Below are 14,834 nucleotides of genomic sequence, written 5' to 3' on the forward strand. Positions count from 1 at the left end.
ATGTCTTTTGCAAAGTCATATAAATTTGGGAAATCCTGCATTTTAGCGGCATTGTTGATCTGCCTGACATTGCCGGCCGCCTCCCGGGCCGGGTGCATTAAAATTGCCGCCTATAACCTGGAAAATCTTTTTGACCTCAAACATGACGGCACTGAATACACCGGCTATATTCCGGGCGGTCCTCTTGGCTGGAACAGGGATATGATGGAAACCAAGGTGGATCATTTGGCGCGGGTAATCCATGATCTTGACGCCGATATCATAGGCCTCCAGGAGGTGGAGTCCCCGGCGGCCCTTGAGACACTGCTGCGGCACCTGGCTCAGAAGGACAGCCCCTATCCTTACTCTGCCATTGCCGATGCCCGTGACGCAGCGGTCAGATGCGCCCTGCTGTCAAGATTTGCGATTATGGATTCGTCGGAGATCTTTGCGGAAGGCGGCTCCGGCCGAAGTATACTTCGGGCGGACATCGATATTTCCGGGAATCGGCTGATTGTTTTTGTCAATCACTGGAAATCCAAAAGCGGACCGGAAAGCCGCAGGATGGCCGGCGCCCGGGCCCTGGCCGAAGCCGTGGAAAAGTTGCCGGAAAAAACCGATTATGTGCTTCTGGGGGATTTTAACACGAATTACAATGAGCATGAAACCCTCCGTCGCCGGCCGAAACTCAATGATACCGGCGGAAAAACAGGGCTGGAGCATGTTTTAAATACCCGTTTTCAGGGCGCGGCCGTGGATGAGCGGCAGCTGATCATCAACCCGGCACAGGGCCTGCATTACAATCTGTGGCTGGAGCTGGACGAACATCGGCGCTGGTCTGCCCGGTTTTTCGGCCGCCCCCAGAGCCCGGATGCCATTTTGCTGCCCGCAGCCCTTTATGACGACCACGGCATTTCCTACCTGGACAATTCATTTGACAGGTTCGACCCGGGCTATCTGTTTGACCGGCATCGCATCCGGCGCTGGCAGCGGGCGGATCAGGGCCGGGGCCGGCACCTGGGGCGGGGATATTCGGATCATCTGCCGGTTTATGCCTGCCTGCAGACCGGGCCCTTTGTTTTTCGGCCGGAGACCACAAGCCCTGTAAAGAGTTTGGAAAAAGCTGAAATAGCCGATCTGTATAATGCGAAAGCCGGGGCCGTGCGATTTGCGCTGAAAAATTGTGCCGTGATTTACCGGCACGGTGATAATGCCGTGATCAAGCAGCCCGGCGGCCGGGCTGTTTATGTATATAAAGCAGCAGCCGATCTGGACAAAGGCGCTTATTATGATCTGGTTGTGATCCGGCTGAAACGTTTTCACGGCAACCTGGAGGTCACAGGTGTCAAAAAGGTTTGTCCACGCCCGGGCATTGCCCCGGTTGGTTCCCTGTATATCTCGGATCCGGACGCGGATTTTTCCGAGGCGAAACTGGAAAACGAGGTCATCGGGGCTTATACCGGGCGGTATGCCAACGGGCATTTTTACTATGGAAATCAGCGGAAAATCCGGCTATATTTTGCTGATAAGGCTCTTGCACCACAAGCGCCGGCACAGGTCCGGATACGGGGCGCGCGCATTGGTTACCATCGCAGCCCGGAGCTTGTGATTGAAAAAAATACACAAATCAGAGAAGTAAAACCATGACAATGACGATACAGAACCCGGAAAAGCAAGACAGGGAACCCCTGGTGCTGGGACTGGATGCCGGATCGGTCAGCGCCGGTCTGGCGGTTTTGACGCCGGAAAGGGAACTTCTGCACTCGGATTACCGCTTTCATCACGGCCAGATCGCCGGCACCCTGGAAAAGATGCTGGCCTCGGTGGACCCCGGCCGACTGGCGGCTGTATGCCTCACCCACTCCACGCCACGGATTGTTGACGGGGACTGGCGCTGCGATGACCGGGTGGCGGTGATTGCTGCAGCCGGTTTTTTTCATGATAAAATCGGGGCCATACTCAATGTCGGGGGTGAAAATTTTTCCCTCATGCGCTTTGACGGGCAGGGGCGGTATGCCGGCCTGGAGACCAATACCTCGTGCGCCGCAGGAACCGGCAGCTTTCTGGATCAGCAGGCCGGCCGGCTTAATCTGTCCGGCATATCGGATCTGGCCCGGATTGCTGCGGACAATACAGGTGCCGTTCCCAAGATCGCATCCAGGTGTGCGGTTTTTGCCAAGACCGATTTGATCCACGCCCAGCAGGAGGGCTACAGTCTGGCTGAAATTTGCGACGGGCTGTGCCGGGGACTGGCCAGAAATATCGTGGATACGGTGTTCAAACATCAGCGCCCCAATGTCCCGGTGATTTTTTGCGGGGGTGTGGCCCGCAATCCCGCAGTGATTCATCATATCAGCGAAATGACGGGAATTCAGCTGGTTGTGGATGAAATGGCGCCCCTTTACGGCGCCGTGGGAACAGCCCTGTCCTGGATCGAGGAAAACTGGACCGGGAAAAAATCAAAAAAGGCGGCTGCCTTCCGTGCCCCAAAGCCCGTGGTGCGGCAGGCCGAGTTTGAGCGTACATACGGCCATCCGCCTCTGGTATTGGAGCATTCCCAATATCCGGAATTCAAATCCATGGAAGCCTATATCTACAAAGCCGGCAGCCAGGGGTTTGCCAGCGACGTGGAAATCGACATATACGCCCGGCTGGAACCTGAAAGCCGGCAGCAGGTGTATCTGGGCATGGATATCGGGTCTACCAGCACCAAGGCGGTTTGGCTGACACCGGAAAAACAGGTGATGGCCGGATTCTACACCCGCACCGCCGGCCGCCCCGTTGCCGCCCTGTGCGGCGTGCTGGAGGCCATGGAGGATCTGGTTGTCAAAAAAGATCTGAATTTGTGCATTGCCGGTGCCGGCACCACAGGCTCGGGCCGAAAGTTCGTGGGCCGGATTGCCGGTGCCGACCGGATTCTTGATGAGATTACCGCCCATGCCCGTGCCGCACGGGAGCTGAACGCGGATGTGGACACCATCATTGAAATCGGCGGCCAGGATTCCAAGTTCACCACCCTGAAAAACGGCCGGGTGACATTTTCAATCATGAACACGGTGTGCGCGGCCGGCACGGGAAGTTTCCTTGAGGAACAGGCTGAAAAGCTCGGTGTGGACCTGGCGGATTACGCCCAGCTGACCCAAAACGTGGCCGCTCCCGTGGCAAGCGATCGGTGCACGGTTTTCATGGAGCGGGATATCAATTACTACCTGAGCCTGGGCTACGAGGTAAGAGAAGTGCTGGCCGCGGCCCTGCACTCGGTACGGGAAAATTATCTGACCAAGGTGGCAGTGGAGGCCGGCATTGGCGAAAACGTCTGCTTTCAGGGCGCCACTGCCAAAAACCGTTCCCTGGTTGCCGCCTTTGAGCAGCGCCTGGGCCGGCCGGTTTACGTCTCCGAGTTTTGCCATCTGACAGGTGCCATGGGCGTGGCCCTTTATCTGGCAGATGAAGGCCTGTCCCAGAGCGCATTCCGGGGTCTGGGCCTGCATAAGGCCGAAATTCCGGTCCGGTCCGAGATCTGCGATCTGTGTCCCAATCACTGCAAGCTCACCATTGCCGATATGGCCGACGGCCCTGTGGCATTCGGGTTTTTATGCGGCCGGGACTATAACACCCGGCATTTTGTGGACAACAACCGGGCCGGATTTGACCTTGTTAAAACCCGTGGCCGGGTTTTTGCCCCGGCTGCGGCCGCACCCGAGCAGGCCGGCTTGACTGTTGGCATTCCCGCGGCCCTGTATATGCATGAAGACGTGTCCATGTGGGTGGATTTTTTCCATCAGCTCGGCATGCGCACGCATATCGCGCCCAAAAGCGCTGATGTGCTGGCACGGGGAAAGGCGCGTGCCGGAGCGGAATTCTGCGCGCCCATCACGGCCCTGCACGGCCATGTGGATTACCTGCTGGGAAAAACCGATTTCGTGTTTCTGCCCCATTATCTGGAAAACCGGGAAAAGGACGGCAGCGCCCGGCGCCAGTACTGCTATTACTCCCAGTTTGGCCCGGCCCTGACCGCGGCCCTGGACGATTCCGGGCAAAATCGTATTGTTTCACCGGTGATCCGGTCTTTATACAATCCCTTTCACACCCGACTGGCCCTTTACCGGGCCGTGCGGCGGATGAATCCGGATCTCGGGTTCTTCGAGATCATCCGCGCTTATGAGCGGGCCCGGAGCCGGCATCAGACGGCTGTTGAAAAATGGCGCCAGGTTTTTGAACACCGGTTTTCCCCTTCCCAAGAAGTTTCCGTGATGTTTCTGGGCCGGCCCTACACGGTGCTGGACCCGGCCATGAACAAAAATATTCCGAAAATTTTCGGGAGCCTTGGGGTTAAGGGATTTTTTCAGGACATGCTGGATCTGGAAAACGGTGATTTTTCCGAAATTGCCGGGTTTCTGAATGAACTGCACTGGAATTATGCCGCAGACATCATCAAGGCGGCAAAGGTCGTGGCCGAGACCCCGGGCCTGTATCCGGTTTTAATGACCTCGTTTAAATGCTCACCGGATTCGTTTGTCCGGGATGTGTTCCAGTCCCTGATGGAAGGGGCCAATAAGCCGTATTTGATCCTGGAGCTTGACGAGCACGGGTCGAGTGTAGGCTATGAAACCCGGATTGAAGCGGCTGTGCGGGCGTTTGACAATCATTTCCACTCCGGCCGGCCCCAGAGAAACGATGCCGGCCGCATCAATCCGGCCAACGCATCGGGTATGCAGGCAAAGACCGTGGTTCTGCCCAGCTGGGACCCGATTACCTGCCGTTTGCTGGCGGCCAACCTCCGGCGGGAAGGCATTGATGCCAGAGCGGTCACTGAAACCCCGGATGCAATCCGGCGCAGCATGCAGTTAAACAGCGGCCAGTGCATTCCCATCAATGTCATGGCCCAGGAATTTGTGGACTATGTAACGGAAAACGATCTCGACCCGGCCAATACAGTGCTCTGGATGGGATACTCGGAGGTCCCCTGCAATATCCGGCTTTATCCCTACAAGATAAAGGAGATGATATCGTCTTTTGGCAGGGATATGGCCGGGGCGGAAGTGTATGCCGGTGAGATTTCATTTGCGGACGTATCCCTTCGGGCGGCCACAAATGCCTATTTCGCCTTTATGTTCGGCGGTTTGCTGCGGCGCATGGCCTGCCGCACCCGGCCTTATGAAAAAAATCCAGGCGCTGCAGACCGGGCGGTGGAAGCCGGTATCCGGACCCTTGAAAAAGCTTTTCTGGGACTGCAGGACAAGGAAACGGCCGTTATTGAAACCGTCAAGCGGTTTGAACATATTGAAACCGTTGCCGGCAGCCGGCCGAAGGTGGCCATTTTCGGGGACCTCTACGCCAGGGACAATCCCGTGTTTAACCAGGACCTGATCTCCCTGATCGAGGCTTGCGGCGGCGAGGCCCTGACCACGCCGTATACTGATTATGCCAAGATGATCGCACCGGCTTATTTCAAGAAATGGTTCACAGAGGGGCGTTTTGCGAGCCTTCTGGTCAACCGGGGCCTGCTGGCCACCATGGTGTACCGGGAAAAAGCCTATTACCGGCATTTCCAGAAGGTCTTAAAAGAGCCTGAACCGGTCTATGACGTGGCCCCTGAAAAGATCCTGGCCCAATTCGGCATGGTGGGCGAAAACACGGGCGAGTCCATGGACAATATCCTAAAGATCTACTACATTTGCCGACACCATCCCGAGGTGGCCCTGTTTGTGCAAACCTCGCCGGCGTTTTGCTGCCCGTCTCTGATCACCGAGGCCATGGCCAAAACCATTGAGACGCAAACCGGTGTGCCCATGGTGTCGATCACCTATGACGGCACTGGCGGGGAGAAAAATCGCAAGATCGTGCCTTATCTCAAGTTCGCCCGGCCCCCGGAGGCCGGCGGCGAAAGGGCTGATGCGGCCTGCCCGAAATCTGTGTGAAATGTCGGTCGCATAAGGCCCGCACGGGCAAGGGCCCGGCCGGAGAAAACCGGGGATGGTTTATTCAAGGCAAGCGGCGTCAGCTCAATTCCTTCAGCCTTTCTGCAATCCATATTTTAATGATGGATTGCCGGGGGACCCCCAGTCGTTTGGCTTCCTTGTCCAGGCTGTGGATCATCCATTCGGGGAAATCAACATTGACGCGGCGAGATTCCCGGCCGGGCCGGCGGGCTTTGGCAAAATCCAGAAATTCGGTGATATCTTCACCTTTTTCAAATTTTTGATCCAGTTCTTCAGCTTTCATAAATTGTCACTTCCTTAATATAAAAAATATATCATTTTTATATCAAATATCAACGGATTTTCATATCCTCATTCATGAACAGGCCTTCCTGCGCCAAAAAAGCTCGTGGGTTTTTGCTTGGCAAAAATTGTCATAGCCAGTTATTATGAAGGGCCTGATTGGTTGCGCGCCGCAATTTTTTCAAACATTTTGACCATGCCGGCCAGAAGCGTGTAGATGGATTCGGCATCCAGTTGCTGGTCCGCGCTTTTGTCGAAAAACAGGTGAAGACTGGAGCCCATGCCTTCCTCGGGCTCCCAGTAGCAGCACATCACCGGCAGAAGCGGCAGGGGGTGGAGGACCACGGAAATATCTGAGTCAATATGGGTCTGCACCCGGCGGCCGGCAAACACATCGAGCATGTCTGAAAACAGATCTGTATAGGTGTCTGCCAGGTGTTTTAAGGGTTTTTCACAATTCTGCTGAAAATGGTTGTACCGTTCCGGGCCGCCTTTTAGTTCCCGAAAGGTAATCCACTCGCCGGTGAGGGCCTCGCCCCTGCAGTGCAGCACGTGATTGAGAAATGGCATGGCCACCCAGGCATTGATATGGATGTCGGCCGACAGGCTGCCGGCCCTGTCCACGGAAAACGCCTTGCCCATGACCCGCAGGGTCAGTTTCTGCCCGTCAAACTCGCCGGCGGTCCGCCGGGCGGCTTCAGCCATGTCGATGTCCGGGATTTGTTCCTGCAGTTCTTCCACGGCTTGCTGCATGAATTCGTCAATGGTGTCAGGCCGGTCTGTGGCATCCTGGTATTGGGCCAGCACTTCAGGGGCGATTTTCGGGCACTGGTCCAGGTTTTTTCTTCCCTTGAACACGGCCACGCCAAAGGCCATGCAGGTTTTTTCATTGCACGCCCGGCAGTTGGAGCCGTCGGTAAGCTTAAACACATCCATGGGGCTGTTGATTCGTGCCATTTTTCAATACTCCTTGAAAGCTTCTTGCATTGTCCGATATTTGTCAGGAGCCAGGAAGGAAGTCCGGGGACTTCCTTGGAACTTTGTTGCTGCCGCATGGCGTCGATATGCCGATGCAGTGCAAAGTCTTTGTATAATGCACATTCATGCTGTGTGCAACCCGGCAGTTTGATATGGCCGGGTAAAAATCCAGGAAGCCTGACGAGGCGTGAGAACGACAGCATCGGCACAATCAGGGCCATAACCAAGGCGTAAGCAGCTTGCACGGGTTTTCGCATGTGACGGGTCGGGTGCGGTTTGTTTGTCTGCGGCGGGGTTTCGGCGATCGTCCCGGGGCTTTGGCTGGAATTTTAAAAACTCGGGCTGATCGCCCTCAGACAGTTTAAAATTCCGGTCGCCAAAGCCCCGGTCCGATCTTATGCCGAAACCGCGCCAATGCAGCCAAACAAACCACCCCCGCCCCGCCCCATGGCTTTCCTTCCTGACACTCCCGCCCCCTCCGCCTGCGAAAATCAGGGACAAGGGTCGGTTGTTGTTTTTGTCAGGAATGCAAAAACGTGATATAAGGGCGGTATTTAAGGAGATGGCCATGTATTCTTTGATTGATCTGGATATCCCGGAATTGGGGTATACCCGTTTTATTTCGTCCTGGCTTTATTCCGGCCCGGAGATGGCGTTTTTGGTGGATGTGGGCCCGGCGTGCACAGCAGATGTGCTTTTGGAGACCCTGGAGCGCAAAGGGGTTGAAAAGCTTGACTGGATTCTGCTGACCCATATTCACCTGGATCATGCGGGCGGGATCGGACATGTGGCACGCCGGTTTCCGGAAACGCGCATCGTGTGCCATCCAAAGGCGGTCAGGCATCTGGTGGACCCTTCAAAGCTGTGGGAGGGTACACGAAAAGTTCTGGGCAACATCGCAGATATCTATGGCCCCATGCTGCCGGTGGACCCGTCGCGCATCCTGACCCCGGAGGATATGGACCCGGATGCCGGCATCGGCATTATTGATACCCCCGGCCATGCCGCCCATCATCAAAGCTACCTGTTTGATGACCGGCTTTTTATCGGCGAGCTTTTCGGTGTTTTCCACGATCTTGGCGGGGAGATCTATCTGCGGCCGGCCACTCCGCCCAAATTTATTTATGAGCAGTTTGCCGCATCCCTTGACCGGGTGGCGCCGGCTGCGGACCGCAAGGTCTGTTTTGCCCATTACGGCATTTACCCGGACGGGGAAAAAATACTGGAGCTGGCGAAAACTCAGTTGTCTTTGTGGCTGGAAGTGGTGCGGGCGCATTTGGAAAATCCCCGCAAAGACGCCATTATCAAGGACCTGAAAACGCAGGACCCGGTGTTTGCCCGAATCGATGACCTGCCGAAGGCTTACCGGGACCGGGAAGCCTATTACGTGGGAAACACCATCGGCGGCATGCTCGATTATCTCCAAGGGGCCTGACAGTGCGGGCGCACACAAGCTGCCTGCTTTTGATAATGATTTATATTAGTTTGAAATTATGCTGAAAAAGAAAAATTTGCTCACAACCATGACCCCGATTCTGGTCTATGGCCGGCCCCTTTTGGTGTTTTTCGGGATGATGTGCGCGGTGGCGGTCATGTTAAACCGCAGTCCAAACGTGTATTTGGCCGGAACCCTGCTTTTTTTTGCCGCCATGGTCTTTGATCTGATGGATGGGTGGTTTTCGGCCCGGTTCGGCCCGGAGATTTCCTTTGCCGAACTGGCCGACAAGATCATGGACCGGGTGGTGTATTCCATTATATTTCCCCTGGTGGCAGTGGGCAGCATGTGGCGGCTGCATTATTTGGTTCCCGATCACAGCCGTCTGGAGCTGGTGCATGCGGTGTTTGTGCTCATGCTGTGCGTCACCGTGCTGATCCGGGACAATTTTGCCCATTTCATGCGCGGCTTTGCCATCCGACAGGCCCGGGAGCCCGAATTGCGGGAACTGACCCGCCTGCGAACCGCCGTGGCAGCACCCTTGGGATTTCTGCTCTATGTTCATGCGTTCTATATTCCGGTGGAGGGTGATTTCGGCTTCCTCTATTCCGGTCTGACCTGGCTTGGCGGTCTTTCCGTGCGCAATCTTTTTGTCATTGAAATCGTGTTTCTGGTGATCAATTTTGGCTCCATTGCCTTTTACTGCCGGAAATACGGGACCTACTGCCTGGATGCGCTCTGCGTGGAGGACATGGCGCTTCGCCGCCGGATCCTGGCGGCCTTTCCAAACGCCCTGACTGTGATGAACGCCATGATGGGGCTTCTGGCGGTTTTTTTTGCCTACCAGAGCAAGATGACCGAAGCCTACCTGCTTTTGATCGGGGCGGCGGTGTTTGACAAACTCGACGGGGCCATGGCCAGGAGGCTGGGGCTGACCGAACCGCTTCCGGGCGCAGCGTCAAAGCATATCACCTTTGGGGGGATCATGGATGACGTGGCAGACGCGGTGAGCTTCTGCATTGCCCCGGCCTGGATTTTTTATGTGTGTCTTTCAAATCATCCGGTCACGGAAATCCGGGATCTTCCCGTATATATTCCCGCCCTGGTTTATGCATTTTGCGGGTTTGCCCGGCTGGCCTATTTTACGCTGGACCGGACGCCGGTGCCCGGCTTTTTCAAGGGGCTGCCCACCCCGGCGGCGGCCCTGTTCGTAACCGCGCCGCTGATTGTGCTGACGCAGGCAACTTCTGCCGATTCCCAGTGGGCGGTATTTTTGGGTTATTTCTGCATGGGACTGATGGTGTTTACGGCCTTTCTCATGAACCTGTATCCGGTGCGCTATCTCCACATCGGTCGGTTCATGGACCGCAACCCCTGGTTTACCTGGACCAATCTGGTGCTGATGGTGGTGTTTGTGTTCACGCCGTATTTCGGTTATCTGGTTTTTTGCCAGATGGTTTTGTATCTGCTCTCGCCGCTGATCACCTGGCGGGTGGATCCGGATACCGCCGCCCGGGAGGCGCAAAAGAACGGCTGAAAAGAATCTCCGGCCGGCGTTGGTCCGCCGGCCGGCAGGAGCAATTATTCATAGGGCGTATAGATTCGTGATCCCCCTTGCTTGGGCTGTTGTGGCTGCTGCTGCTGTTCTTGCTGCTGCATCTGCTTTAGCCGATCAATGGTTTGATCCAAAGCCTTTTTCATGGCCCCGGGAAATTCCTCCATGGCTTCCTGCAGGCTGGTGGCAGACAGCTGGGACTGGATGGGCAAAGGGCCTTCGGGTGTCATGAGCTGGGTGGAGCCGTAATAAATCCTGGAACGGGAAGGGTCTTCAGAGCCGTCGGCTTTCACCGGGGTCATGCACCGGATCGAGGCCACCTTCAGATCGGTGACCGATTCTTCCCGGTATAGGTTGTCCTTGTCGACGGTAAAATCAATCTGTTGAGATTCTGCAGAATCCGGCATAAGGTACCTCCATTATGTTTAAGATGTTTCAGCCTGAATTTACCTGGTTAAAATATGCATCCCCGGGCCGATGTCAACCCTTGAAATCCGGCCGGAGACCGTTTGTAGCCACCCTGGGTGCAGCCGTTCTGGTGCTGGCCGTGATTTATGTGACCGGTTGGTACAGCTACCTGTTGTTTCACAGTGTGGTGGAAACCTTTGCCATCCTGGTGTCTTTTTCCATTTTCCTGTTTGCCTGGAATACTCTGCCGTTTTCCCGTCAGCGCTACCTGGTTGTACTGGGCATTGCCTATTTGTTTGTGGGCGGCCTGGACATGCTCCACATGCTGTCTTACAAGGGCATGGGCGTGATTGCCGTTGAAGGGTCCGATTATGCCACCCAGACCTGGATTGCGGCCCGTTACATGGAAAGCATATCTCTTCTGGTGCTCCCGTTTTTGTTTCATCGCAAGGCAGATTACCGGGTGGCGTTTGCCGTTTACGGCGGGATTTCCCTGCTCCTGTTTTTAACTATTTTTGTTTTTCCTGTTTTTCCAAAATGTTATATTGAAGGGACCGGACTGACCCCTTTTAAGGTCATTAGTGAATACATCATATGCGGGATTCTTATTGCAGCTGCTGGGGCGCTTTATCGCCGGCGCAAGGATGTGGATCCGGTAATGTTTGGATTTCTGATGGCGGCCCTGGCCGTGACCGTGGCCTCTGAGCTCGCCTTTACCCAATATGTCAGCGTCTACGGGCCGGCCAATCAGATCGGGCATATGTTAAAGCTCATATCCTCTTATCTGATTTATCGCGGAATCGTGGCAAGGGGTCTGCTGTCGCCCTATCAAAGCATGTTCCGGGAACTCGCCCGGAGCCAGAAGGAGCTTGAGCGTTATTCCCGCGCCCTTGAAACCCGTGTCGCAGAGCGCACCCGGGAACTGGAGGAAAGCAACCGGGAACTGCGTTATCTGTCCGGGCAGCTGGTCCATGCAGAGGAAAAAGAGCGCAGGCGCATTGCCCGGGATCTGCATGACAGCATCGGCCAGACCCTGAGCGCCATTAAGCTGACCGTGGAAAATGCTGCAGATACCCTTGGTCAGCGCGTGGATCGGCGTTATCTCAAGGAACTTGAAACGCTGATGCCCATGGCCAGAACCGCAATTGACGAAGTGCGGCGGATTATCATGGATCTGCGGCCGCCGGTGCTGGAAAAGGGGATTTTGCATACCATCGGCGTGGTGTGCCGGGACTTTGAACGTCTGCATCCGGATATCCGCATTCAAACCGATTTGTCCGTGGCCGAAGACCAGGTGCCCGAGGAGGTAAAGGTCCCCGTATTCCGATTGCTCCAGGAGGCGTTGCACAATATTGACAAACACAGCAATGCCAGCAGCGTAAATGTGATTTTTTGCCTGGAAGCCGATCGTCTCAGGTTTGAAGTGGCGGACGACGGCAAGGGTTTTGATCCGCAGGCAGCCGAATCCGGCTATGGTCAAAGCGGCTTTGGTTTGAAGGGCATGCGGGAGCGCGCCGAACTCAGCGGTGCCGGTTTCCAGATCCAAAGCCGGCCTGGCGGCGGCACCCGGGTGCAGGTTGACTGGTCGGCTGCCCCGGGCCCGGAGGCTGCGGCAGCCGGGCAGTGAGTTTGCTGTTTACTTTTTTGATATTACTTAACACTTAATCACTTAACCACTTGGCTCTGCCTGCAAAAAACACTTTTTACAGGCGCATCAACCATTTATTTCACGATAACATAAGAGGAGAAGTTGCGAATATGAATGTTTTGCTTGAAACCAGCATGGGGGATATTGAAATTGCCCTGGACGCGGAAAACGCCCCGAAAACCGTGGAAAATTTTCTGGGCTATGTCAAAGACGGCCACTATGACCAGACCCTGTTTCACCGGGTGATTAACGGGTTTATGATCCAGGGCGGGGGCATGGATGTGGACATGAATGAAAAGTCCACCCGGGCCCCGATTGGCAGCGAGGCGGACAATGGATTGAAAAACGAGGCCTATACCTTGGCCATGGCCCGTACATCAGATCCCCACAGTGCAACGGCCCAGTTTTTTATCAATGTAAAGAATAACACATTTCTCAATCACACAGCCAAAACCCCGCAGGGATGGGGATATACCGTATTCGGCAAGGTAGTCAAAGGCCATCCGGTGGTCAACAAGATCAAGGCTGTGAAAACCGGATCAAAAGGGATGCATGCAGACGTGCCGGTTGAGCCGGTGATCATCCGCAGCGCAACGGTTGTGTCAGAAGCCTCCTGAAAGATTTGCTGCAAACCGCTTACCACTCGATTTTTACAGCTATCACTGAAATGCCGAGGGCTGCGGCGGATGCCCCGCCAATTCCGCCGTGGCCTGAATCATTGTCGGCTTCGGCAATCACCAGGGTCGCCACCAGGGCGGCTGTTCCCAGGATTCCGAAAACCGCATGGGTGTCATGGGTGGAAATGCCTTCCGAGAGGTTGATGACATTGCCGTAGCCGGCAAAGCCGGTTGCGCACGTGGCCCCGGCAAGCCAGGCAGCCCCGTAGGATGCCGCCCTGTGTATTTCATGGGATGAATTGGACACGGCTGCAAGGGCGGTAAGGGCCAGGGTGCTGTATCCCAGGTATTTATGGGCGGTCATTGTGCGAAATGATGCCCGGTCCGGGGAAGGCCGGTGTTCGGTGAGCAACCGGGTATTGTTTCCGCCGAAGGTGTTTTGTGCAAAAACAGGCGCGGGACCGATTTTTTCAAAAAATTGCGCATCCGGGTAAAGCCGGGGGGAATTGTCCGGGCCGGCAGGTGTCTGCGCCCGCACCGGCCCGGGCAACCCACAAAGGGTCAAAATACAGAGCGTCAATAGCAGCAGCCATGCTGTAAAAAACAGTTGCGCGGTGCGCGTCCTTGTTTTGTTCATGACATGGCCCTTTTCCCTGTATTTTTATTCCACCCGAAAAAAGCTTTCCTCAAATTCAGGCCGGTCCTGGTATCTGGCCATAAAGAAGCCGGGCAGGGATTCGGCCTGGGCAAACAGGTTGGGGTCTGCCTCAATACCGGCTTCATGCAGGGCCTCGACCACTTTTTTCGGCTCAGGCGGGCATCCCTTGACCGCGATCATTTTCTGGATGTCCGGGTGATCCTTGTTTTTCTTATACATGCACTGGCCCAGCAGGATCGTGGCCTTCATGCCCGGGGAGGGTTCCATGGCCTTGCCGGTGAGCACCTCCACGTTGTCCCAGGGCTCGCCTTTCCAGGCATAGCGGATGGCCGTGAGCACCAGGCCGTTTAAAGCCGTGCAATAGGTGCACATGGTGTCGTCGAATTTCCGGTAAAACAGGCCGTCAAGCCCCTGTTTTGCCAGAGGCACCGGGATTTCCCGGGAGCTTTCACTGCAATAGTCAAAATCATACTCGTGATAAACGGCCGCATCTTCGATTTTTTCCCCGATGATTTCCACGTCCGACAAATCCGCGGGCCGGCCGCGGTTGGCAGCCGCATGTTTCAGATACGGCACCTGCGCGGGATCATGGCCCAGCAGGCGGGTGCCGGTTAAATCTGCTGATAACACATCGGCGGACGCCGCCAGCAGGTTGGTTCTGTGCATTTTGCCGTCAAAACCCGGGCCCCGCTCCACGGTGTAAATGCCGTCGATAACAGTGAGCATGGGCGGCATTTTGTCTGCCAGCCGGGCAATGTGGAAATGCAGGTCTTTTTCCGGATCTGCATTGTGGCATTTTTTCCGTGAGGCAATGTCAATGGTGCCCTTGAGATTCTTGATGCCCAAACTGACCATGGTCTGATTATGGGTTTTTAAGGGCGGAATGTCCACCACAAAATCGCTGTTGAGAATATCAGTGTTAAATTTCAGCTCAATGCCGTCGCCCAGGTCCACTTTTTCAAAAGGGCGGTCCATGACATTGACGGTTTTGACCCCGTATTTTTCCGTGAGTTTCTTGTATCCCAGGGTTTCAAAGGCATGGGCCGGTGTCTGCTTGTCCTTGGGGTCGGCCACAATGCCTTCGCCGATGGTAATATCGGTGATGCCGTGCTCGGCAAGCACGCGGACCACATCCTCAATGACCCGGGATGTGGTGATCACCCCCCATTTGGGAAAATCGCAGACCTTGGTCCAGAACACGATATTGGGTTTGATAAAAACCTTTGCCCCGGAAGGCAGATGGTCCAGGCCGCCGCACATGTCAATGACGGTTTTGACCGATTCATAGGGTTTTTCATATTTGACAATGGATACGCGGTGTTTTTTCATTTT

Annotated in this window: 11 protein-coding genes; 6 read left to right on the forward strand and 5 right to left on the reverse strand. The window is 55.4% G+C overall.

The window, feature by feature from the left end; translation table 11 throughout:
• Nucleotides 1-1,626, forward strand: coding sequence for an endonuclease/exonuclease/phosphatase family protein (locus tag HNR65_RS15805; RefSeq protein ID WP_181552494.1), 1,626 nt, complete (start codon nucleotides 1-3; stop codon nucleotides 1,624-1,626).
• On the forward strand, nucleotides 1,623-5,900 hold the full coding sequence (locus HNR65_RS15810; protein WP_232364803.1) for an acyl-CoA dehydratase activase: 4,278 nt from the start codon (nucleotides 1,623-1,625) through the stop codon (nucleotides 5,898-5,900). Before HNR65_RS15805 ends, HNR65_RS15810 begins: the two co-directional genes overlap by 4 nt.
• Nucleotides 5,901-5,979: 79 nt before the next feature.
• Here HNR65_RS15810 and brnA read toward each other — a convergent pair whose 3' ends face one another.
• Complete coding sequence (gene brnA, locus HNR65_RS15815; RefSeq protein WP_181552495.1) at nucleotides 5,980-6,204, reverse strand: type II toxin-antitoxin system BrnA family antitoxin; 225 nt, start codon at nucleotides 6,202-6,204, stop codon at nucleotides 5,980-5,982.
• Nucleotides 6,205-6,347: 143 nt separating this feature from the next.
• On the reverse strand, nucleotides 6,348-7,160 hold the full coding sequence (locus tag HNR65_RS15820) for a DUF3786 domain-containing protein (RefSeq protein WP_181552496.1): 813 nt from the start codon (nucleotides 7,158-7,160) through the stop codon (nucleotides 6,348-6,350).
• A 589-nt stretch (nucleotides 7,161-7,749) separates the two neighbouring features.
• Between HNR65_RS15820 and HNR65_RS15825 the strand changes: the two genes are divergently transcribed.
• Together HNR65_RS15825 and HNR65_RS15830 are read left to right on the forward strand one after the other, a co-directional pair.
• Entirely contained in the window at nucleotides 7,750-8,616 is an 867-nt protein-coding gene (locus HNR65_RS15825; RefSeq protein ID WP_181552497.1) for an MBL fold metallo-hydrolase, read from the forward strand.
• Nucleotides 8,617-8,674: 58 nt separating this feature from the next.
• Nucleotides 8,675-10,153, forward strand: a complete 1,479-nt coding sequence (locus HNR65_RS15830; protein WP_181552498.1) for a CDP-alcohol phosphatidyltransferase family protein — start codon at nucleotides 8,675-8,677, stop codon at nucleotides 10,151-10,153.
• A gap of 44 nt (nucleotides 10,154-10,197) precedes the next feature.
• On the opposite strand, the gene HNR65_RS15835 is transcribed toward HNR65_RS15830, so the two are convergent.
• The gene (locus HNR65_RS15835) at nucleotides 10,198-10,578 is read right to left on the reverse strand and encodes a cytoplasmic protein (RefSeq protein ID WP_181552499.1); all 381 of its coding nucleotides are present in this window, start codon (nucleotides 10,576-10,578) and stop codon (nucleotides 10,198-10,200) included.
• A gap of 14 nt (nucleotides 10,579-10,592) precedes the next feature.
• Between HNR65_RS15835 and HNR65_RS15840 the strand changes: the two genes are divergently transcribed.
• Nucleotides 10,593-12,206: a sensor histidine kinase gene (locus HNR65_RS15840; protein ID WP_181552500.1), complete on the forward strand. Its 1,614-nt coding sequence runs from the start codon at nucleotides 10,593-10,595 to the stop codon at nucleotides 12,204-12,206.
• Between the two features lie 131 nt (nucleotides 12,207-12,337).
• Nucleotides 12,338-12,844, forward strand: a complete 507-nt coding sequence (locus HNR65_RS15845; RefSeq protein ID WP_181552501.1) for a peptidylprolyl isomerase — start codon at nucleotides 12,338-12,340, stop codon at nucleotides 12,842-12,844.
• Nucleotides 12,845-12,863: 19 nt separating this feature from the next.
• On the opposite strand, the gene HNR65_RS15850 is transcribed toward HNR65_RS15845, so the two are convergent.
• Entirely contained in the window at nucleotides 12,864-13,481 is a 618-nt protein-coding gene (locus HNR65_RS15850; RefSeq protein ID WP_181552502.1) for a hypothetical protein, read from the reverse strand.
• 24 nt (nucleotides 13,482-13,505) lie between these two features.
• Nucleotides 13,506-14,831, reverse strand: a complete 1,326-nt coding sequence (locus HNR65_RS15855; RefSeq protein ID WP_181552503.1) for a DUF362 domain-containing protein — start codon at nucleotides 14,829-14,831, stop codon at nucleotides 13,506-13,508.
• Nucleotides 14,832-14,834: the final 3 nt, after the last annotated feature.

Origin of the sequence: Desulfosalsimonas propionicica, from assembly GCF_013761005.1 — a bacterium.
Lineage (GTDB): Bacteria > Desulfobacterota > Desulfobacteria > Desulfobacterales > Desulfosalsimonadaceae > Desulfosalsimonas > Desulfosalsimonas propionicica.